Origin of the sequence: Streptomyces sp. NEAU-sy36 (assembly GCF_013423905.1) — a bacterium.
GTDB lineage: Bacteria > Actinomycetota > Actinomycetes > Streptomycetales > Streptomycetaceae > Streptomyces > Streptomyces misionensis.
The window spans coordinates 475,437-496,529 of sequence record NZ_CP058977.1; the positions used below are offsets into that span (position 1 = coordinate 475,437).

Consider the following 21,093-nt stretch of genomic DNA (forward strand, 5'->3'; position numbering starts at 1 on the left):
GGTTCAAGGAATACCCACGCCAGGGTTATTGGGGAGTAACGCCCCTCCTGTCGGGCATGACTTCAGGCCAAGGCATTAACCGGTGTCGGCAGGTACGCGATCTTGGGTGCCATGAACCTCGGATGCCCGTAGCCCTTGCGACGAGGCCCGTGTGAGCTGCAACGCCTGACTTCGACTGTGTCCTAGCGGATCGGCGTGGGGTGCGGGTCGGCTGTCAGGCCGCGGTGGGCAGGGCGGGGGATGCCAGCAGGGTTCGGTAGCGGGCGGCCTCGGCCGCCAGGTCGGCGTCGGTGAGGGTGCGGGTGCCGTGGACCACGAAGGGCGGGGGGAAGTCCATGCCGCACAGGTTGGCCGTCGCCTCCAGTGGGCGCAGCAGTTCCCGGACGGTGAAGCGGTTGTAGCCCCCGGGGCCGTACGAGGAGGCGGGGCCGCCCGTCGTCGTCACCACCTGAAGGGTGCGGCCCCGCAGCGCGGTGCCCTCGCTGCCGTAGGCGAAGCCGTGTTCCAGGACGTCGTCCAGCCAGCGCTTGAGCAGCGGCGGGACCGAGTACCAGTAGAACGGGAACTGGAGGACGATCCGCCGGTGCGCGGTGAGCAGCCGCTGTTCGGCCGGTACGTCGATGACACCGTCGGGATGGGCGCGGTACAGGTCGTGCACCCGGACGCCGGGTACGTCCCGCGCCGCCCGTGCCAGGGCCGCGCCGACGCGTGAGGGCTGCTCGCCCTCGCCGGCGCCGTCCCGGTCCGGGTGTGCCCACACCACCAGCGTGCCGAACCCGTTCATGACTGTCTCCTCCGTACGGCCGGGGCGGCGTGCGGCCGTGGTCCGCGCGGACCCGGCCACGACGGCCGCCGTCGTGTCCTCGGCGGCCGCCGGCGGCACCCGGCGCGCCGGCGGCCGCCACCAGTGTCGGTACGGAGGGTCCCGTACCAGGAGTCGTTCGGGCCGGTTGCGGCCTACCTGGCCAACTGGGGCAAGTCGTGACGGCCGGAGGCGTGTGGTTCGGATGGGGCTTCGCGGGGTTGTGCGGGGGCCCCGCCTGGGGGCGGATTCCTTTGCGGTAGGGATCGGGGGGCTGAGGGGGAGTGGAGTGCGGTCGTGGGGGCGGACCGGGAGGATTCGAGGCCGTGCTTCGTGCGGCGCCCTCGTTGCCGTCGGCTGGTCTCGGTGTGGCAGGAGGGGGCCGTGGGCGGGCCGGGCCGGTGCCGCCGCGGTGAGGATCGGGGCGTGCCGGGACGGCACGGATCGTTCTCCGCGGGACCGGCGGCCCGGCCCCGCCCCTCCTCCCCAGGGACATTTCCCCTCCGGCGACCCCACTCCGGTCGATCCCGGCCGCCGCGAGCGGCGCGGCCGGGATCGCGACGGGGCCGGGGGCACCTGAGCCGAAGGGGGAGCGTGCCGCCGTAGCCCCGGCCCGCCGGTCTAGCCCGCCGCCCTGTCCAGCGCCTTCGCCAGCAGGGCCGGTTCCGGGACGCCGTGGAAGCCGTCCAGGCGTTCGCCCGCGACGGAGATCACCGGGACGCCGGTGATGGCCTCCCGGTCGCGGGCGTGGTCCAGGGCGTCGAGGTGGCGGCGGGTGTAGCGCGGGGAGAGGACGGCGTCGCGGAAGTTGCCGGGGTCCAGGCCGGCGTCGGCGGCCAGGCGGGTCAGCTCGACCGGGTCGGAGATGTCCCGCCACTGGTAGTAGTACGCGGTGAACAGCCGGTCGTTGTAGGCCTGTCCGGCCCCGCAGTCCAGCGCGTACTGGTAGCCGACGAAGGCCAGGCGCGCCCGGCGCAGCGGGTTCTGCGGCGCTCCGGCGAGCGGCACCTCGTAGCGGGCGGCGAGCGGGGTGACCAGCCGGTTCCAGGCGCCCGGCGGGTACTCCCCGGCCTCCTCGACGCAGTGCGGGTTGGTCTCGAACGGATGCCAGACGCAGGTGACGTCGCGCCCGGCCACGGCCTCGGTCAGCAGTTTCCGCGCGATCAGGCTGAACGGACAGATGTAGTCGAACCACACGTGCACGGTGACGCTCACGGCACACCTCCCTGGGGCCGGGCAGTCCCTCTGCCGGGCCGCGACGGTACGCGCCCCGTCGTGGGACCGGTGTTCCGCGCGCGGGGCCGCGCACCCGCACGTGAGCATGCGGTCTGTCCTCGTCGCCGTCCCAGTCGAACGGGCATTCCCGTGCCCAGAGTCGGGAGATAGCAGAGTCTCGCGGAGCCGCGGTGCGCACTTTTAATTCGTTCTTGAGGGTATTATTTTTTGGATGTCTTCGCTCCTGCGATGACGCACCACAGAGCAACCGGCGTCCAGCAAGCTGACCTGGAGGGGACGTGCTTGACGAGCACCTGCACCACACCGTGTCAGTGCCACCGTCGTCCGTGTGGACGGCTCGGCTCCCGGGTGCGCCGCACGGGCCGGGCCGCCCGCTCACGGTCGCGGACTTCACCGAGGAGGTCTTCGCTCATCTGCCACGGGCCGACCAGCGCCGCTGGGCCGAGGTCTACCTCGCCGGCCTGCTCACCACCCGGGGCAAGAAATCCATCCGCAACCTCGCCCTGACCGTTCCCCGGTCGGCGACGGCGGCCCAGTCGCTCCAGCAGTTCATCAACTCCAGCCCCTGGCCGTGGGATCCGGCGCGGCGCGCGATCGCCGCCCAGGTGGTGGCCCGGATGCCGGTGGCGGCCTGGGCGACCGGGATCGCGGTCATCCCCAAGCGCGGCGAGCACTCGGTGGGCGTCCACCGCCGGTTCGTGCCGGAGGCCGGCCGGACCGTCAACTGCCAGCTGGGCATCGGGCTGTTCCTGTCCTCGGGCGACATGAGCGTGCCGGTCGACTGGCGGCTGCTGCTGGACGACCGCTGGTGCGGCGACGAGCGGTTGCGTTCCCGGGCCCGGCTGCCGCTGTCCGCGGCGGCCGAGCCGGTGAGCCGGCATGTGCTCGGCATGGTCGACGCGCTCGCCGGGACCGGTCTCACACCGCCCGCGCCGGTCGTCGCCGACCTGCGCTGCACCCCGGAGGCGGGCCCCCTGGTGGCCGGGCTCGCCGCGCGCGGCCTGGACTTCGTGGTCGAGCTGCACCCCAGCCAGGCCGTGCTCCCCGCCGCGCCCGCCGCGGCGCGCGGCACCGAACAGCCCCGGCCGCTGCCCGTCGGTGAGTACGCCGGGCGGGGCGAGCGCGCCCGGCCGCCGCAGGTGATCTCGGCGGGCCGGGCGGACGGCCCGGTGCGCCACCTCGTGGTCCATTCCGGGCTGGTGCGGCTGCCCGTACCGCCCGAGCCGGGGCGCACCGCGCCGCAGCCGGTGTACCGCCTGCTGACCCAGTGGTCGGCCGCCGAACGCCGGCCGATCCGCTTCTGGCTGACCGCGCCGACGGACAGACGCGCCGACGAGGTCCTCTCCCTGGTGCGGCACTCGGTGCGCACGCAGGCCTCGTTGAAGTCCCTGGAGCGGGACTTCGGGCTGCTGGACTTCGAGGGCCGGTCCTTCCCGGGCTGGCACCACCACATGACGATGGTCACCGCGGCGTACGCCCTGCACCGCCTCGGCGGTGTGCCCGCGGACATCGTCGAGCCCGCGGACATCGTGGAACCCGCGGCGGCCGACGGCCGCAGGCTGGCGTGACGGTTCGTGGGGCCGATGGACCGGTGGTGGCGGCGGGCCGGCGGGGGGTCAGTCGCGTGCGGCCGGAGCCAGGACGGGCAGTGCCTGGATGATCTCCTCCGTCCGCTCCACGATGTCCGACCAGCCGTGCTGTACGCCGGAGATGTGCTGCGCACCGAAGAGCGCGGAGCGCAGCACGCGGGCCAGCGCCTCGGGGTCGGCCTCCGGCGGCAGCGCGCCGTTGGCGCGGCACTCCGTCAGCAGTTCGGCCAGCACCTGGGTGAAGCCGACGTAGGGCGTGGGCAGTTCGGACTCGATGGCCCACTGCTGGATCTGCAGTCGGCTGCCGGCCTGGGTGAGCGGGTCCTCGCGGAAGGAGCGGGCGGTGTGCCGCAGCAGTTCCACGACCTTGCGCGCCGGGGTCGCGTCGGTGTCGAGCACCGGGCGCACGGACGCGAGGAGCGCGGTGTAGAACTGCTCGGCCACGGAGACCGCGACGGCCTCCTTGTTGGCGAAGTGGAAGTAGACGGCGCCCTTGGTCACGCCGGCCTGTTCGGCGATGTCCAGGATCGTCACGGACGGGTAGTCCCGCTGCGCGAAGACCTCCGCCGCCGCCTTCAGGATGGTGTTCCGGGTGCGAACGGCCCGGTCCTGCTTGAGGCGGGGCTCCTGGCGGCGGGTGCCGGTCCTGCGGGTGGCGGGAAGCGGGGGTGCCTGGTCCTTCGTCATGTGCGTCCTTCGTCCTCGGGGCGCGCTCCGAGAGTCCTTGCACCCCCTCCTGCCTGGGGAGACGGCGACTCCGGGAAACGACTGCTTGCTAAATACCTTCTCAACGGTATATTTTCTTCAGCGAAGTTGATCTGTGCCTTCGGGCTTCTCGGAGTCAACCTTCTTCTTCCAGGGGGACCATGATGCGCCAGCGTACGTCCGCGACAGCAAGTCCCTTGACGGCCACCTCGGCCATTTCCGCAGGGGCCGTCGCGTCAACGCAGGCACTTCACTACGCACAGGCTATCCCACGCACCCTCGTCCACCGCGCCTCCGTCGCCGAAGTCTTCCTCACCGACGCGGCCGCGGACGGGCCCGACCGTCTCCTGGTCGCCGCCCAGTGGCCCCGGGATCACGCCCTGTACCACCCCGACGCGGACGGCACCAGCGATCCGCTGCTGTTCGCCGAGTCCATCCGCCAGACCCTGCTGTACGTGGGGCACGGCCGGCTCGGCATACCGCTCGGCCACCGCTTCGTCGGCCAGAACACCGGCTTCGAGATCTGGGACCGGGAGCCGCTGCGGGTCAAGGGCGCGCCCGTCCCGGTGGTCCTGGAGACCACCTGGGACTACGACGGCAGCCGGGCGCCCAAGCGGTACGACGTACGGCTGGAGATGGCGCTGTCGGTGGACGGCGTGCGGTGCGGGCGCGGCCACATCGAGGCCTGTGTGGTGGACGAACGGCGGTACCGGCTGCTGCGCCGCCGGGCGGAGCGGCCCGCGGCCGGGCCGTCCGGGCAGCCGGAGGCGGCGCGGCTGATGCCGCACCGCGTGGGCCGGCTGCGCGCCAAGGACTGCGTGCTCGCGCCCGGGGGCGGCCCCGACGAGTGGTGGCTCAGACTCGATCTGAACCACGCGATCCTGTTCGACCACCCCACCGATCACATCCCGCAGGCCGTGATGCTGGAGGGCTTCCGCCAGCTCGGGCACCTCTACGTCCACGAGAACGGGCAGGGCGCCCCGGACGCCACGCTCTACGGCCTCGTCGGCGCGCGGGTGGACTGTCTGGCCTTCGGCGAGCTGGACATGCCGACCCGGCTGTCCGTGACGCGGGCCGAGTCCGCGAACGACGGCACCCGCGAACTCGTCATCAGCGCCGTCCAGGGTGAACGGCGCATCGCCGAGGCGGTGTTGAATTGGGCCCCGGCGCGGGTGGCCGCGCGCGCCGCCGAACCGGTACTGCAACTCGTCTGAACCGCTTACGGCCCGGTGCCGCCCGGCATGGCACTGGGCCGGACGGGCGTGCCCCGACGGGCTCGCGGCCACAGCGCCTTGGGGGAGTCCGCCGGCTCGCGCCGGAAACTCCGGCCGGCGCGCCCCGAGGGGCTCGGCCGCCGCGCCGGCCACACCGGTCGTGACGGACCGCGCGGGGTCGCGCCGGCCGTGGTGCGCGGTCCGCTCCGGAGCCGGGTCTCGTGGACCTTCCCGGGCCGCGCCCTCCTGGCCGGTCAGGCACCGGCCCGCTGCCGGGCGCCGTCCCGTCTTCCGATACCGCCCGCCCCGGGGCGCCGGTCCGCGCCGGTGCCCCGGCAACTGCCGCACCCTAGGCCGCCGTTCGCGTGGGCGGCAGGGCGCGGACGAGGATGTCCCACAGGATGCCGAGCCGGGTCGGCAGGTCACCGCCGTCGCGGGCGTAGTCCGTGCAGTGGGCGCCGAACAGCACCACCACGACGAGATCGGCCACCGGCTCCGGCGGCAGGGCGGGGTCCACCTGACCGGCCTGCTGGGCGCTGAGCACCAGTTCCAGGGCGCGCCCGTGCACACCGTCCATCAGCCGGGGCGGCTTGGCGGCGCCCTGGGCGGTCTCGGTCACCAGGCGCAGGGCGGCTCTCATGCGCACGTCCCGGCGGATGCGTACGGCCAGCGCCAGCAGCAGGGACCGCAGCCGGTCCAGCGGCGGGCCGCACTCCGCGCAGGCGCCGCCGAGCAGATGGTCGGTGGCCACCTCCAGATGGTCCACGAGCGCCGTCGCGAGCGCCCGCTTCGAGGGGAAGTGGCCGTAGAGGGCTCCCTTGGTCATTCCGGTGCGCTCGGCGATGCGCTGGAGATTGGCCTCCGCGTACCCGTGTTGTGCGAACTCCTGCGCGGCGGCGTTCAGGACCTGTTCATAGGTACGCAGGGCACGTGGCTGCTTCGCCATGCGTGACTCCGTAAGTCGTCAGGCGGCCCGGGGGCCGGAGTCGAAGGGTGCGGGAGCCCCAAAAAACATACCGTCTTGTTGGAATGAGACAAGGGAGGAGCCCGCTCCCGCCGCGACTTGGGCAGTTCCCCGCGGCCGACCAAGCCCTACGCCCCCTCCGGAGCCCGCTCGGCCTTCTCCAGCAGCGCCACGATGTCGTCGTAGCCGTACCTGCGGGCCATCCCGAGCGGGGTCAGCCCGTCCCAGCCGGCCAGGTCGGTGCGCACGCCTGCCTCCAGGAGCACGCGGACCGTCTCGGTGTGGCCGTGCCACACGGCGTCGTGCAGCGCGGTGTAGCCGTTGTAGGGGCCCTGGGCGTCCAGCTCCACCCGGCCGTCCGCGACCAGTTCCCGCATCACCTCGGGGCGGCCCATGTACGCCGCCTTGTGCGCGGGCGTCGCCTTCATCAGGTGGTCGACCACCGTCGGGTCGGCGCCGTGCGCGAGCAGCGCCGCCACCACCGCGAGGTGCCCCTCGCGGGAGGCGTCGAGCAGCGCGGTGTGGCCGTCGGGCGCCTTCACGTCGGCGTCGGCGCCCGCGGCGAGCGCCGCGCGGGCCCCGGCCGCGTCCCCGGACAGCGCCGCCAGCCGCAGCGCGGCCCCGGCCGCCCGGGCGCGGCGGGCCCGGGCCGCCTCGATCAGGCGGACGTACACCGACTGGTCCTCCTCGCACACCAGCGGGCCCAGCTCGTCCGCCCGGTACCCGGCGTGCGCCCGCACATCGGGGTTCGCGCCCCGGGCCAGCAGCAGCTCCACGACCGGCGGATGCTTGTACCAGACCGCGTCGATCAACGGCGTGTGCCCCGTGGTCGGCGCCTGCGCGTCCACGAACGCCCCGTGGTCCAGCAGCAGCCGCACGACGTCGACGCAGCCGCCCTGCGCCGCCTTGTGCAGCGGGGAGGTCCCCATCCGGACGTCCGGCAGCAGCGGGTCCGCGCCCGCGGTCAGCAGCAGCTCGGTCAGCTGGGTCCGGCCCAGCGCCGCCGCCCGGCTCAGGGCGGGGTAGCCCAGCGGGTCCCGGGCGTTCGGGTCCGCGCCGGCGTACAGCGCGTCCGCGGCGCCGGGCAGGTCGCCCTCCCGCACCGCCCGGTGCAGCGCCTGTTCGGCGGCACCGGGGTGTCCGGACTCCGGATGCAGCGTCCGCTTGTTCGACATGAGCCCTCCGCGTCGGTGTCGTGTTCGGTCGGGGCGTGCGCCCGATCACCTCACCACGGGGCGCCCGAACCGGCCCCCGCACGCCCCAACCCCGGGGTCACTGACGGGACTTGGACCAGTCGCATCGGATTGCCCGGACCGGCTTGGTGAACCGTGCCCCGCGGGCGTTTTCTCGGTTGCGGACGTCACGTGGCCGGGCACGGACGCCGCCCCCCAGCACCGCGACAGACCCATCCCTCAGCACCACCCCTCCACCTCGACCGCCGGACACCAGTCCGCCTCACCCGAAGGGGTTCCCATGCTCGAGAAGGCCGGCACCGAGCGACCACCCGCGGCAGCGGGTCAGTCCCGGCTGCCCTCGCTCACCGGCGCCCGCTTTCTGGCGGCCCTCGGCGTCTTCGCCTACCACCTCTCACGTGAGGGCGTCTTCGCCGATCCCGGCGTCGACAAGGCCCTGCGGTACTGGGCGTCGGCCGCCGGGGCCGTCGGCGTCTCCTTCTTCTTCGTGCTCAGCGGCTTCGTGCTGACCTGGTCGGCCCGGCCCGGCCAGCGCGCGCGCACCTTCTGGCGCCGCCGCGTCGCCAAGATCTACCCCAACCACCTGGCCACCTTCGTCCTGGTCGCCGTCGTCACCTGGAGCACCGGCGTCGTCGTCAGCGCCTACCAGGCACCGCCCGCGCTCACCGACCCCTCCTCCTGGCTGCCCAACCTGCTCCTGCTGCAGAGCTGGTCGCCGGACGCGCGCATCTTCATGACCGGCAACCCGGTCAGCTGGTCGCTCTCCTGCGAGCTGCTCTTCTACCTGTCCTTCCCGCTGCTGCACCGCGCCCTGCTGCGCCTGGACAGCCGCCGGCTCTGGGCGGTCGTGGGCGTCTGCACCGCCGTCGTCCTGCTGCTGCCGGCGCTGGCCGGGCTGCTGCCCGAGCGGCCGCAGCTGCCGTTCGCGCCCATCGGCGAGGCGCGGTACTGGTTCGTCTACGCCTTCCCGCTCACGCGCGCCGTGGAGTTCCTGCTCGGCATGGCCGCGGCCCGGCTCGTCCTGGCCGGCCGCTGGGTGCGCGTCCCGGCGAGCGCCGCGCTGCCGCTGCTCGCCGCCGGGTACGTGCTCGCGCTGCACCTGCCCGTGCTGTACGCGCAGGCCGCCGCCACCGTCATCCCGCTGACGCTGCTGATCGGCGCGCTCGCCCGCCGCGACGCCGACGGGCGCGGCAGCGCGCTGTCCGGGCGGACCTTCGTCTGGCTGGGCGAGGTCTCCTTCGCGTTCTACATGGTGCACCGCCTGGTGCTCATCTACGGACACCACCTGCTCGGGTACGGGCGCGGCTGGGCGCTGCCGCAGGCGCTCGCCCTCACCGCCGCCGCGTTCGCACTCGCCCTGCTGGGCTCCTGGCTGCTGTACCGGGCCGTGGAGATCCCGGCGATGCGCAAGTTCGGCCGGACCCCGGCCACCGCACCGGCCGTGCCGCGGCCCCGGGCCGAGGTGCGGCCCCGTGTTCCAGAGAGGAATCCATGAGTACGACCGACTCCACCCCACGGTCCGTGCCCGCCGCCGGTGAGTCCGGCGGCGGGCAACTGCCCGATCCCAAGCGGTGGCTGGCCCTCGGGATGCTGCTGCTCGCCACGTTCATGGGCATGCTCGACGTGTTCATCGTGAACGTGGCGGCGCCGTCCATCCAGTCCTCGCTCGGCGCCTCCTTCGGCCAGATCCAGTTCGTCGTCGCCGGGTACGTCCTGGCGTACGCGGTGGGTCTGGTCACCGGCGGGCGCATCGGCGACGCCCTGGGACGCCGCCGGGTGTTCCTCATCGGGCTCATCGCCTTCGGCGCCACCTCGCTCCTGTGCGCGGTGGCGCCCAGTGCTGCCGCGCTCATCGCGTTCCGCGTCGTCCAGGGCCTGGCCGCGGCGCTGATGCTGCCGCAGGTGCTCGCCATCCTCCAGGTGGTCTTCCCGGCCGAGGAACGCGCCAAGGCGCTCGGCCTGTACGGTGCCACGATCGGCCTCGGCTCCATCGCGGGCCAGATCGTCGGCGGCGCGCTGATCAAGCTGGACCTGGCCGGCTGGGACTGGCGCTCCGTGTTCCTGGTGAACGTGCCGGTCACCGTGATCGCCGCGCTCGGCGCCGCCGCCTCGGTGCGCGAGGTGCGCGGCAGCAGCCGGGCCCGCATCGACTACCTCGGCGTCCTGCTGCTCGCCGCCGCCCTGCTGCTGTTGCTGTGGCCGCTGGTCGTCGGCGCCGACAACGGCTGGCCGGCCTGGGGCTGGGGCGCGCTGGCCGGGGCCGTGGTGTGCTTCGCGCTGTTCATGCTGTGGGAGCGGCGCATCGCCCGGGTCTCGGACGCCGGGCACGCGCTGCTGCCGCCGCGGCTGTTCGGGCACCCCGGCTTCGCGAAGGGCCTGCCGACGGCGCTGGTGTTCTACAGCGGCAACGCCGGGCTGTTCCTGATCCTGTCCTACTTCCTCCAGGACGGTCTGAAGCTGTCCCCGCTGGCCTCCGGTGTGGTGTTCCTGCCGCTGGGCGCGGCCTTCGCGCTGGCCTCGCTGCAGGGCAAGAAGCTGGTGGCGCGCTGGGGCAGCGCGGTGCTCGTGCTGGCCGCCGTGGTGATGGCCGCGGGCCTGGTGCTGGTCCGGCTGCCCGTGGGCTCCGGCTCGGCCGCCCACCAGGCGGCGCTGGTCACTCCGGGGCTGCTGCTGTGCGGTCTGGGGCAGGGCCTGATCGCGCCCTCCCTGATCGGCCTCGTGCTCGGCGGGGTGGCCCAGGAGGACGCCGGCGCGGCCTCCGGCGGACTGCTCACCGCCACGCAGATCGCCAACGCCCTCGGCTACACCGTCGTCGGCGGCATCTTCAACGCCCTGCGCGGCGACGGCACCTACGGCTCCGCGTTCCAGGACACCCTGTGGCTGCTGTGCGCCCTCGCGCTGGCCGCCGGGGCGCTGCTGTGGTGGCTGCGGCCCCGGCAGCAGGCCGCGGCGAACTGAGCGGGCGGGGCGGTCGGCGAGAATTCCCGGCAATTTGCCGTGAGTTCTTTGCCGACTGCCCCAAGTCTCCTCGGAGAAACGGAGAACGATGGCGCGGCCCGCGCGTCCGGAGTTTCATGGAATTCGTCAGCCCGCCTTTATGGAAAGGGGATCCGGATGCACGTCGCCGCCGTTCCGGAGAACATTCTGGAAACCATCAAGGAGTTCGGCCCGCCGGACATCGCCATCGCCGAGGAGGACCAGACCTGGGTCCCCTTCGACGAGCGGGCGTCCTGGAAGCCGCTCCGGTTCGACCTGAGCACCGGCATGTGGGTGGTCATCACCCGGGTCAAGGGCGCCGGCGTCATCAGCCGCCACCAGCACACCGGCCCGGTGTCCGCGTACACCTTGCAGGGCTCCTGGTACTACCCGGAGCACGACTGGGTGGCGCGGCCCGGCACCTTCGTCTTCGAGCCGCCGGGCGACGTCCACACCCTCACCACGGACGACCCGGAGGGAATGACGACGCTCTTCATCATGAACGGCGTCATGCGCTTCCTCGACGACAAGGACCAGCTGATCGACCAGCACGACTGCTACTACTACCTCGACCAGTACGTGCGCTACTGCCGGTCGCAGGGCTTCGAACCGGATTCCCGGCTCTTCCACTGAAATCCCGGAAAGAAACTCACCGGACACATCCCGAGGAGAATTCAGATGACCGTGGCACAGGAGAAGACCGAACTCACCGCGCAGGACGTGATCGACGTCGCCACCGAGTGGTTCCGCGCCCTCGACCGGCACGACACGCTGGAGGAGGTCACGCCCTTCCTGGCCTCGCAGGGGCTGCGCATGGTCTTCCCGGAGATCACCGTGCGCAACCTGGACGACTTCCGCACCTGGTACGACAACGTCCTCAACCTGTTCTTCGACGAGACCCACGAGCTGACCCGCACGGAGGTGCGGCGGATCTCGGCGACCGAGGCCGAGATCTCGCTGACCGTCAACTGGCAGACCAAGACCTGGACCCCGCCCGCCGCACACAGCGTGTGGAAGGGCTTCGACGCCGACCAGACCTGGACCGTGGTGCTGGAGAACGGCCGGCCCAAGATCCGGGAGTACAGCGTCGACAAGATCACCCCCATGCCGGGGTCGCCCGGCCTGTGATCCACCACAGCGGCCGGACCACCCGCCGGTGCGGAGCCCACCAGGGCCCCGCACCGGCTCTTGGCATGTGCCGGTGCCCCGCGTGCCGGCACCCGACGGAAAGGAGCACCACCGCGTGCGCATTGGACTGACCGTCTCCCGCTTCACCTGGCCCGGCGGGCCGGAGAAGCTCGCGGAGACCTTTTCGGACATCGCCCGGGACGCCGACGAGGGCGGCATCGCCGGGCTGTGGGTCATGGACCACTTCTTCCAGATCGGCCTCAACGGCCCGCCCGAGCTGGAGATGCCGGAGGCCTACTCGCTGCTGGCCTACGCCGCCGCCATCACCCGGCGGATCACCCTCGGCACCCTCGTCACGGGCGTCACGCACCGCCGTCCGGCCGTGCTGGTGAAGACGGTCACCACCCTCGACGTGCTCTCCGGGGGCCGCGCCTGGCTCGGCGTGGGCGCCGGCTGGTTCGAGGAGGAGGCCCGCGGCCTCGGCCTGCCCTTCCCGGCGCTGAAGGAGCGGTTCGCCGAGCTGGAGGACACCCTGCGGATCGCCCACCACATGTGGTCCGGCGACACCGGCCCCTACCGCAGCGCGCGCCACCACCTGGAGCGGCCCCTCAACTCGCCCGCCCCGCTGAGCCGTCCGCATCCGCGGATCCTGGTCGGCGGGGGAGGGGAGCGGCGCACGCTGCCGCTGGTGGCCCGGTACGCCGACGCCTGCAACCTGCCCGACGGGCCGGACCTGCCGGACAAGCTGCGGCTGCTGCGCGAGCTGTGCGAGAAGGAGGGCCGGGACTTCGGCTCGCTCACCAAGTCGGTGCTCAGCCGGCTGCCGGTGTCGGGCGAGGACGGTTCGGTGGAGCGCGCGGTCCGCCGCTGCGCCGAACTGGCCGCGCAGGGCGCCGAGTACGTCGTCACCTCGCTGCCGGACGTGCACGAGCCGGCGGCGCGCGCCCGCCTCGCCGAGGTGGCCGCGCGGGTCGCCGACCTGTAGCGGCGGCGCGGACGCACGACGAAGGGGAGACCGGGACGGTTCCGGTCTCCCCTTCGTCCGCGGCGGACGGGGATCAGGCGGCCACGGGCTCGGCGTCGCCGACGTCCACCAGGCCGCGCACCACGTCCTGCTGCGCCCGGGCGTACGCCGCGTGCGTGCCGACGTCCTCCCAGTAGCCCTCCGCGACATGGCCGTACACCGGGAGGCCCTCGGCGAGCAGCCGCGGGAAGACGTCCCGGGCCCAGTCGGCCGGCCCGGTCCCGCTCACGTACCGCAGGACCTCCGGCTGCATCACGTAGATGCCGGTGCTCGCGGTGCGGGAGAACGCCTCGCCCGGCCCGGGCTTCTCCAGGAACCGCTCGATGCGCCCGTCCGGGCCCAGCGTGGCGATGCCGAACTGGCTCGGGTCGGCCACCTCGGTCAGGCACACCGTGACCAGCGCCCGCCGCTCGCGGTGCCGCCGCACCAGCTCGGTCAGGTCGACGTCGGTCAGGGCGTCCCCGGAGATCACCAGGAACGGTTCCCCGCCCAGCAGTCCCTCGGCGGCCTTGACGCTGCCCGCGGTGCCCAGCGGCCGGTCCTCGTGGACGTAGGACAGCGACATCCCGAGCCGGGTGCCGTCGCCGTACTCCCGCTCGATCAGCTCGGCCAGGTAGTGGACGGTGACCACGGTCTCCTCGATGCCGTGCCGGCGCAGCAGGCGCAGCACGTGCTCCATGATCGGGCGCCCGCCCACCGGCAGCAGCGGCTTCGGCAGGTGCTCGGTCAGCGGGCGCAGCCGGGAGCCCTGGCCGCCCGCCATCAGCACGGCCCTCATGCGGCGGCCCGCTCGTCGAAGTCGGGCAGTTCCTCCGTGACCGTGACGGCCCGGTCGAAGCCGCCCGCCCGCAGCACGCGCAGCACGTCCTCGCCCGCCCCGTCCAGCACGATCTCCGCGCCGCGCGCCATCCGCTGCTGCGCGAACGCCAGGCAGCGCACTCCGCCCGGGGACAGCGAGGTCAGCTCCCGCATCCGCAGCACCAGCACGCTCACCGGCCGCTGGAGCGCCTGGTCGATCAGCCGGCGCAGGGACGGCACGTGCCGGTCGGCGAGGTCACCGCTCAGATGCACGGTGACGGTGGAGCCGCTGTAGCCGAGATAGGCGTCGAACGCCATGTCAGTACCTTTCCGTGAGATCGGTCGATGAGGACAAGGGCCGGGCCGCGAGTACGGCGACCGCGTGCGCGGCCAGCGGCAGCCGGTCCCCGACGGGGCCGGGAGCGGGGGCGAGCTCCCGCCCCGGAGGCAGCCCGGTGTCGGCGAACAGGTGCCACCGGGTGCCCTCGGGGGCGTCCGGCAGCTCCGCCTTGCCGTCCTGGGCACGGCAGTTGACGGCGACCAGGACGTGGTCCCCGGGCGCGTGGGCGAGGTGGACGACCACTCCGTCGTGGGTGGTGCCGAAGCGGCGGCGCGGATGGTCCGGCCGGGTCAGCGCCGGGTGCGCGCGGCGGAAGGCCAGCGCCGCCCGTACGAGGCCGGTCAGGCCGGTGTGCCGCGCGGCGGCCGCCCAGTCGAGCCAGCTGACCTCGTTGTCCTGGCAGTAGGCGTTGTTGTTGCCGCGCTGGGTGCGTCCGCACTCGTCGCCCGCGAGCAGCATGGGCACTCCCTGCGCGGTGAGGAGCAGCAGCAGCGCCCCGCGCACCAGCCGGTCCCGCAGCGCGCGCACGGCCGGGTCGTCGGTGGGGCCCTCGTGCCCGGCGTTGAACGCGGAGTCGTCGGGCGGGCCGTCGGTGTTGCCCTGCCCGTTGGCCTCGTTGTGCCGCCGCTCGTAGGCCGTCCAGTCGGCCAGCGGCAGGCCGTCGTGGCAGGCGACGAGGTTGACGCTCGCGGCCGTGCCGTACCCGGCGTACAGGTCGGGCGAGCCGGCCAGCCGTTCCGCCAGGTCGCCGACGGCCTCCGGGCGTCCGGCCAGGGCGCGCCGCACCGTGTGCTGGAAGCGGGTGTTCCACTCCATCCAGCGGCCCCAGCGCGGGAAGCGGCCCAGCAGGTCGAGACCGGCCGCGTCGAACGGCTCGGCGATCAGCTTCCGGTCGGCCAGCACCGGGTCGGCGGCGATCGCCTCCAGCAGCGGCGGCACGTCCAGCGGGGCGCCGCCCGGGCCGCGCGCCAGGATCGGGGCCATGTCGAACCGGAAGCCGTCCACGCGGTACTCGCTGGCCCAGTGCCGCAGGCTGTCCAGGATCATCCGGCGGGTGCGCGGATGGTTGGCGTTGACCGTGTTGCCGGTCCCGGTCAGGTTGGCGTAGGTGCCGTCGGCGGCGCGCACGTACGCGGCGTCCTCGTCCAGGCCGCGCCAGCCCAGCACGGGCCCCTGTCGGCCGCCCTCGCCGGTGTGGTTGTAGACCACGTCGAGGATCACCTCGATGCCCGCCCGGTGCAGCTCCCGCACCAGCGTCTTCAGCTCCCGCGCCGGGCCGTCCCCGTACCGGTCGGCGGCGTAGGCGGCCTTCGGCGCGAAGAACGACACCGGGTGGTAGCCCCAGTAGTTCGGCAGCGGCCGGCCCGTGGCGGGGTCGCTGAACGGGTTGTCGGTGTCGTCGAACTCGAACACCGGCATCAGCTCGACGCAGTTGACGCCCAGCTCCCGCAGATAGGGGATCTTCTCGGTGAGGCCCGCGTACGTGCCCGGGTGCGCGACCCGTGACGAGGGGTGCCGGGTGAAGCCGCGCACGTGCAGCTCGTAGACGACCAGTTCCTCGCGCGGGATGCGCGGCCGGGTCACGCCCTGCCAGTCGAAGCCGTCGTCCGCGGCGATCCGGCACCGGTACGCCGGGCGCCGCCCCCATGTCTCGCCGCCGGCCAGGGAGACGGCGTAGGGGTCGAGCAGCAGCGGCCCCTTCGCCCAGCCCTCGGGCAGCCCGCCGGCCGCGGACTCCGCGCGGTAGGCGTAGTGCACGGCGGCCGGGTCCAGACCGGCGACGGTCATGGTGAACACGCGCCCGCACCGGAACGCCTCCGGGAACGGCACCTCGGCCAGCGGCGTGCCGGTGCCCGCGTCCAGCAGCACCAGCCACATGCGGTCGGCGTCCGCGCCGTACACGGTGAAGGTGACCCCGCGGCCGGTGACCCGCGCGCCGAAGCGCAGCGGATCACCGGGCAGCACCGACAGGCGCAGCGCGGCCGGGTGCACGCCCGCCGCCGCCACGTCCGCGCCGGTCCGGGCCGTGTCCGTCACGTCCGTCCCGGTCACGTCCGCTCCACGGGCGTCAGCCGGGCCTTCACCCGGAGCCGGTGCTCGCTCCGCGGCAGCCGGACGGTCATCGCCTCCGCGTCGAAGTCGGCGTGCGGCGCGCCGTCCACGGTGACGTGGTCCAGGACGACCCGGCCGGGCGGCAGGATGTCCGGTGCCACCCGCAGCAGCCCGCCGTCGAAGTCGGCGTCCGGGCGCGGCGCGAACCACAGGTCCAGCGGCTCGCGGTGGATCAGCAGCCGCAGGTAGACCTCGGCGAGGTAGCACAGCTCGGCCTTGTGGTACATGGCCATGGCGTGGCTGCCCTTGAGCCGCTCGTTGCCGACCGCGAAGGGCAGTCCCTGCGCCAGCACCGTGAAGTGCACCCCGCCCTCGTCGTGGTCGAGGAAGAAGGCGTTGTAGAAGGCGGAGGCCTCCCGGGCGTGCCGCAGGAACTCCTCGTCGCCGGTGTGCCCCGCCAGGATCAGGTAGGCGAGGATCGCCTGCTCCTGCTGCCACCAGGTCTTGCGGTCGTGCCAGACGAAGGCGTGCCGGCCGTTCTCCGCCTCCCGCTGGAGCACGTCGTACCAGCCGCCGCGCTGTCCGTCGCGGCCCACCGCGGGCATGCTCCGGGCGAGTTGGTCGGCCAGCTGCCGGTACTCCCGCTTGGGCAGGGTGCCCGCCATCCGGGTCAGGTTCCAGGCGATCTTCAGGTTGTGCCCGACGACCGCCCGGTTCTGCTGCCAGCCCCAGGTGTGGTCGGGCGTCCAGTCCGCGTGGAAGCGCTCGTTGACGAAGGGGCTGCCGCCGGGCGTGCGGTCCGGCATGTACGTGACGATCATGTCGAAGGTGTGCTCCAGCATCCGCCGGAAGCGCTCGTCGCCGGTCGCCAGGTAGAGGTTGATCAGGTAGGCGGGGGCGTGGTCGCCGACCGAGTTCCAGTTCTTGCGCGAGTGGTTGGGGCCGAGGGCGTCGTCGTGCGGGCTCAGCGACACCGGGTCGATGTGCGAGTAGTAGCCGCCCAGCCGCCGGTCCCGGAAGAACCGTTCGAACAGGGCGACGGTGTCCTCCATGTCCCGGCGGATCACCGGATTGCCGGTGAGCCGGTAGGTCTGGGCGAGCCCGACCAGCGCGTAGATCTGCTCGTAGGCGGGGATCGCCCGGTAGTCGTCGCCGAACTCCGAGGCGAACAGCTTGCGTTCGCGGGTCCCGGAGACGTCGACGCCGTGGTACCAGTACACGAGGTTCTCCGCCTCGTCGCGGAAGAGCATGTGGTCGTGCAGGTACTGCGAGCCGCGCTCGGCGACCTCCAGGAAGTCCTCGTCGCCGGTGAGCGCGTAGGCGCTCGCCATGCCGTAGACGAGGCGGGAGATGGTGTCGGTCTCCTGGATGTGCTGCTCGGTCTTGTGGCCGCTGGCGCGGATCTCGGTGCGGTAGTCGGCGAAGTCGACAGGCCCGTCACCGAACTGGGACCGGCGGTAGAACCGGGCGAGCCGGCGCAGCTGCTCGGTCCACCAGCCGGCCTCCTCGTAGGGGTGGTCGGCGGGGGTCTCGGCGGTGAAGACGAGCTTGTCCGCCTGGAAGTACAGGCCGTCCGGGTCGGGGTAGACGGGACCGTAGGAGAAGACGAACGCGCCGGGCACCAGCAGTTCGTCGATGCGGCCGGTGACGTCGTGGTACGGCTCCTGCAGATTGCGCAGCAGCTGCGCGGACGTGGTGTCGGTGAGGTGGACGGCGACCTCGCGGTCGTCGAGGGTCTTGACGGTGAACCGACGTCCGCCCTGGCGCCCGGTGACATAGCCGGCGGTGGTGTCGGAGAAGGAGAAGGGCACTTCGGCGGGCATGGCGGCCTCCTGTGGTCTGCTGCGGGGTCCGGCGCCGGCCTCAGGCGGCGATGACGTCGCTGGGCAGGGACAGCCGTTCGATCACGGTCCGGGCCAGCAGGTGGCAGTGGTCGACCGTGCGGGTGCTGATCAGGTCGCGGTCGACGGCGACGTCCTGGTTGACGTAGATCCCGCCCATGTTGCGGACGTCCGCGACGATGTTGTTGTGACAGGTGACCGGACGGCCCCGGATCAACTCGGGGGCAGCGGACAGCAGTTGCAGTCCGTGGCAGGAGAACGCCTTGACCAGCGACGGCAGCCGGAAGGCGCGGCGCATCAGCTCCAGCGCGGGCGGTACGGCGTCGACGTCCTCGCTGTAGCGCAGCCGGTCGGCGACCCCGCCCGAGGGCACGATCAGCGCGGCGAAGTGCAGCAGTTCGTGGTAGTCCAGCTCCTCCAGGTCGCCGTCGACGGTCAGCGGCGCCTGGTACTCGTGGCCGGCGAAGGTGAGCGAAGGCTGCCCCCACAGCCGGGTGAGCAGGCTGACCTCGGCGCCCTCCTCCGCGAAGCGCCGCTGGTAGTAGGCGAGTTCGTCCTCGACGTAGTCGGCCTCCAGCAGGATGCCGATGCGCTTGCCGGAGAGCCTTCCGGTCTTGAGGGGTATGACGGTTCCCATGCGATGTCCCGGTTCTTCTCGAAAGGGCTGGAGAGCTACTCGGTGATCAGGTCCACCAGGAACGGCCCGTCGTGGGTGAGCAGGCGGCGCACCGCGCACTCGACCTGCTCGGGCCGCTCCACCCGCATGCCCTCGACACCGAGGGAGCGGGCCAGGTCGGCGAAGCGGATGTCGGGGTGGGACAGGTCGAACGCCGCCGGATGGGCGTGCGGGTCGAGGCCCTGCTCGCGCCAGTACTGCTCGATGTTCAGGTCGAGGAGCCGGTAGCGGCGGTTGTTGCAGATCACGAAGCCAGCGCCGATGCGGTGGCGGGCCGCCGTCCACAGCGCCTGGATCGTGTACATGCTGCCGCCGTCGCCGGTGAAGCCGATCACCTTCAGGTCCGGGCGGGCCAGCTTCATGCCCAGCGCGCCGGGGATGCCGACGCCGAGCGATCCGCCGCGGGTCTGGAGGAACCGGCCGGGCACCCGGGGCGGCAGGTGCCGCGCCAGCGGACCCGAGGCGGTCAGCGCCTCGTCGAAGTAGGCGAGGTGCTCCGGCGCCTGCCGCGCCAGTTCGCGGGCGAAGTGCTCCATCGGCGTGTCCGGCGCCGCGGCCGGGGCCGGCCGGGGCGGGACCGCCGCCGGCACCGCGCCGCGGGCGCGCAGCTCGGCGGCGAGCGCCGCCAGCGTGGGCTTCGGGTCGGCCGCCAGGCCCAGGTCGACGGGATGGTTCTTGGCGATCTCGTAGGAGTCCAGGTCGACGTGCACGATCCGGGCGTCCTTGCGGAAGGGGTTGTCCAGCCGCGGGAACACCTCGGGGAACACGTACGTGCCCACGATCAGCACGCTGTCGGCGTCCCGCACGACGGCCGCGCTGTCCTCGCCGAACATGTGGCCCAGCTGGCCCGCGTACAGCGGGTGCGTGGTGTCCATGTTCACCTCGGAGTGGTTCACTCCCCACACCGGGGCGCCCAGCAGCTCGGCCACGTCGGTCAGTTCGCGCTGCGCTCCGGACGCGGCGACGCCGTCGCCCATCAGGATCAGCGGGTGCTCGCCCTCCCGCAGCAGCTGCGCGGCCCGCGCCACCTCGGCCGGGTCGGCCGCGGTCCGGGTGGAGGGCACCACCGTGGGCACCGCCTCCTCGGTGGTGATCTGGTCCAGCACATCGGCCGGCAGCACCACCAGGACCGGCCCGCGCGGCGGGGTCATGGCGATCTTCACGGCCCGGCGCAGCACCCGGAGCACCGAGCCGGGGTCCACCACGCGGGTGGCGTACTTGGTGACCGGCTCCGCCATCGCGACGAGGTCGGCGGCCATCTGCGCGTCCATCGCGTCGTAGCGCACGCCGGCCTCGCCCACCAGCGTGACCAGCGGGGAGCCACCCCTCTTGGCCTGGTAGAGCAGGCCGATGCCGTTGCCGAGGCCCACCCCGCTGTGCAGCTGGACCACGGCCGGGCGCTGCGCGGCGCGGGCGTAGCCGTCGGCCATGGCGACCGCGACGCCCTCGTGCAGGGTGAGTACGTACTCGGTGGCACTGGAGTCCGTGAGATCGAGGAAACCCTGTTCAACCGTGCCGGGGTTGCCGAACATGTGGGTGATGCCGTCGGCCGCGAGCTGCTCGAACAGGGCGGCCTTGCCTGGCCTTGCGGGCATGAGGAGGCTCCTCTGCAAGGGGAGGGAGAGGGATCTTCGTGCTGGGGGGGAGGGACTTCGCGTCCGGGGACGGGAGCACCGCGGGACCCGTCCCCGGACGCGGATGTGGCCGGGCGCGGACGCCGGGGCGCTACCAGCCGTAGCGGCGCAGGTCCTCCTCCAGGACCTTGACCAGGAGTTCGCCGGAGAGCGAGGAGTCCGGGGTGGACCGGGCGGTGATGAACGGGAAGTCCACGATCACCGAGGTCTCCTTGCCCACGTTGCCGTGGAAGGCGCCGTCCGGGCCGGTGGCGTCGCGCAGGATGTACTCCAGCGGGTACGGCGGCGGGCCCATGTTGAACTCGACGCCGAGGAAGCCGGTGCCGTCCTTGTAGTCGTACTCCTTGGGGTGGCCGGTGACGTGCTTGCCCCACAGCAGGCTGCGGCGGGACTCCCAGTCGCGGGCGAAGGCCAGGGTCGCCACGCCGTAGCACTCGGCCAGCACCGGCTTGTCGGCGGCGACGAAGGCGAGCACCACCTCGTGCAGCCGCTCGTTGTTGGCCAGGTCCACGATGGGACCGCTGCCGCCGACGATGACCAGGGCGTCGAAGTCCGAGACCAGCTCGTCGGTGGCGGAGGTCAGCCGGCGGTGGTACTCCTCCAGCTCCCGCAGGTGGTTGAGGGCGCTGTCGTAGGGCCGCTCCGGGATCAGGTCGGCCAGGCTCAGCGGGTTGTCGAGCCGGTCGGAGTCGTCCACGGCACGCGCCTTGCGGGCCATGTCCCGGGTGGTGACCGAGCGGCCGAGCGGCGGGTCGACGTACTCGGAGTCCAGGCTCGGCGGCAGCGCGTGCGCCCGCTTTCCGGTGGGCGTCATGAACGTGGTGCGGTAACCGCGGGCGTCGAAGGCCTCCAGCGGGCCGACGAGTTCCTCGCCCCAGTACCCGTATTCGGAGAGCACCACGAGGATGCGTTTGGACACGG

Annotated in this window: 18 protein-coding genes and 1 pseudogene; 7 read left to right on the forward strand and 12 right to left on the reverse strand. The window is 72.9% G+C overall.

Going from position 1 to position 21,093, the window contains the following annotated elements:
• Positions 1–214 precede the first annotated feature (214 nt).
• Complete coding sequence (locus HZZ00_RS02170) at positions 215–784, reverse strand: NAD(P)H-dependent oxidoreductase (RefSeq protein WP_180330620.1); 570 nt, start codon at positions 782–784, stop codon at positions 215–217.
• Positions 785–1,423: 639 nt separating this feature from the next.
• Positions 1,424–2,017, reverse strand: coding sequence for a DsbA family protein (locus HZZ00_RS02175; RefSeq protein ID WP_180330621.1), 594 nt, complete (start codon positions 2,015–2,017; stop codon positions 1,424–1,426).
• Between the two features lie 299 nt (positions 2,018–2,316).
• Between HZZ00_RS02175 and HZZ00_RS02180 the strand changes: the two genes are divergently transcribed.
• Positions 2,317–3,606 carry a transposase gene (locus HZZ00_RS02180; RefSeq protein ID WP_257585622.1) on the forward strand — a complete coding sequence of 430 codons (1,290 nt, stop codon included), beginning with the start codon at positions 2,317–2,319 and terminating at the stop codon, positions 3,604–3,606.
• Positions 3,607–3,654: 48 nt separating this feature from the next.
• On the opposite strand, the gene HZZ00_RS02185 is transcribed toward HZZ00_RS02180, so the two are convergent.
• The gene (locus HZZ00_RS02185; RefSeq protein WP_180330622.1) at positions 3,655–4,314 is read right to left on the reverse strand and encodes a ScbR family autoregulator-binding transcription factor; all 660 of its coding nucleotides are present in this window, start codon (positions 4,312–4,314) and stop codon (positions 3,655–3,657) included.
• A gap of 215 nt (positions 4,315–4,529) precedes the next feature.
• Between HZZ00_RS02185 and HZZ00_RS02190 the strand changes: the two genes are divergently transcribed.
• Positions 4,530–5,546 carry a ScbA/BarX family gamma-butyrolactone biosynthesis protein gene (locus tag HZZ00_RS02190; RefSeq protein ID WP_257585623.1) on the forward strand — a complete coding sequence of 339 codons (1,017 nt, stop codon included), beginning with the start codon at positions 4,530–4,532 and terminating at the stop codon, positions 5,544–5,546.
• A gap of 349 nt (positions 5,547–5,895) precedes the next feature.
• On the opposite strand, the gene HZZ00_RS02195 is transcribed toward HZZ00_RS02190, so the two are convergent.
• Both HZZ00_RS02195 and HZZ00_RS02200 read right to left on the reverse strand, forming a co-directional pair.
• Positions 5,896–6,492: a TetR/AcrR family transcriptional regulator gene (locus tag HZZ00_RS02195; protein ID WP_180330623.1), complete on the reverse strand. Its 597-nt coding sequence runs from the start codon at positions 6,490–6,492 to the stop codon at positions 5,896–5,898.
• A 146-nt stretch (positions 6,493–6,638) separates the two neighbouring features.
• Positions 6,639–7,685, reverse strand: coding sequence for an ankyrin repeat domain-containing protein (locus HZZ00_RS02200; RefSeq protein WP_180330624.1), 1,047 nt, complete (start codon positions 7,683–7,685; stop codon positions 6,639–6,641).
• Between the two features lie 298 nt (positions 7,686–7,983).
• Between HZZ00_RS02200 and HZZ00_RS02205 the strand changes: the two genes are divergently transcribed.
• From HZZ00_RS02205 to HZZ00_RS02225, 5 genes are all read left to right on the forward strand, one after another.
• On the forward strand, positions 7,984–9,198 hold the full coding sequence (locus HZZ00_RS02205) for an acyltransferase (protein WP_180330625.1): 1,215 nt from the start codon (positions 7,984–7,986) through the stop codon (positions 9,196–9,198).
• Positions 9,195–10,661, forward strand: a complete 1,467-nt coding sequence (locus tag HZZ00_RS02210) for an MFS transporter (protein ID WP_180330626.1) — start codon at positions 9,195–9,197, stop codon at positions 10,659–10,661. Before HZZ00_RS02205 ends, HZZ00_RS02210 begins: the two co-directional genes overlap by 4 nt.
• A 156-nt stretch (positions 10,662–10,817) precedes the next feature.
• On the forward strand, positions 10,818–11,312 hold the full coding sequence (locus HZZ00_RS02215; RefSeq protein WP_070023788.1) for a 2,4'-dihydroxyacetophenone dioxygenase family protein: 495 nt from the start codon (positions 10,818–10,820) through the stop codon (positions 11,310–11,312).
• 45 nt (positions 11,313–11,357) lie between these two features.
• The gene (locus HZZ00_RS02220) at positions 11,358–11,807 is read left to right on the forward strand and encodes a nuclear transport factor 2 family protein (protein WP_180330627.1); all 450 of its coding nucleotides are present in this window, start codon (positions 11,358–11,360) and stop codon (positions 11,805–11,807) included.
• Between the two features lie 115 nt (positions 11,808–11,922).
• Complete coding sequence (locus HZZ00_RS02225; RefSeq protein ID WP_180330628.1) at positions 11,923–12,792, forward strand: TIGR03560 family F420-dependent LLM class oxidoreductase; 870 nt, start codon at positions 11,923–11,925, stop codon at positions 12,790–12,792.
• Positions 12,793–12,892: 100 nt separating this feature from the next.
• On the opposite strand, the pseudogene HZZ00_RS02230 reads toward HZZ00_RS02225, so the two are convergent.
• The 7 genes and pseudogenes from HZZ00_RS02230 to HZZ00_RS02260 form a co-directional block, all read right to left on the reverse strand.
• Positions 12,893–13,609, reverse strand: a pseudogene (locus HZZ00_RS02230) (NDP-sugar synthase); the annotation flags it as partial.
• Positions 13,606–13,947, reverse strand: a complete 342-nt coding sequence (locus HZZ00_RS02235) for an STAS domain-containing protein (protein ID WP_180330630.1) — start codon at positions 13,945–13,947, stop codon at positions 13,606–13,608. The gene HZZ00_RS02235 and the pseudogene HZZ00_RS02230, both read right to left, overlap by 4 nt.
• A gap of 1 nt (position 13,948) precedes the next feature.
• Positions 13,949–16,021: a glycogen-debranching protein gene (locus HZZ00_RS02240; protein WP_257585624.1), complete on the reverse strand. Its 2,073-nt coding sequence runs from the start codon at positions 16,019–16,021 to the stop codon at positions 13,949–13,951.
• A complete protein-coding gene (locus tag HZZ00_RS02245; RefSeq protein ID WP_180330631.1) occupies positions 16,018–17,844 on the reverse strand; it encodes an AGE family epimerase/isomerase in 1,827 nt (608 codons plus the stop codon). The genes HZZ00_RS02240 and HZZ00_RS02245 overlap by 4 nt, the downstream gene beginning before the upstream one ends.
• 40 nt (positions 17,845–17,884) lie before the next feature.
• Entirely contained in the window at positions 17,885–18,499 is a 615-nt protein-coding gene (locus tag HZZ00_RS02250; RefSeq protein ID WP_070023782.1) for a DJ-1/PfpI family protein, read from the reverse strand.
• A 35-nt stretch (positions 18,500–18,534) separates the two neighbouring features.
• Positions 18,535–20,133 carry a thiamine pyrophosphate-binding protein gene (locus HZZ00_RS02255; protein ID WP_180330632.1) on the reverse strand — a complete coding sequence of 533 codons (1,599 nt, stop codon included), beginning with the start codon at positions 20,131–20,133 and terminating at the stop codon, positions 18,535–18,537.
• A 130-nt stretch (positions 20,134–20,263) separates the two neighbouring features.
• The gene (locus HZZ00_RS02260) at positions 20,264–21,091 is read right to left on the reverse strand and encodes a type 1 glutamine amidotransferase domain-containing protein (protein WP_180330633.1); all 828 of its coding nucleotides are present in this window, start codon (positions 21,089–21,091) and stop codon (positions 20,264–20,266) included.
• Positions 21,092–21,093 lie beyond the last annotated feature (2 nt).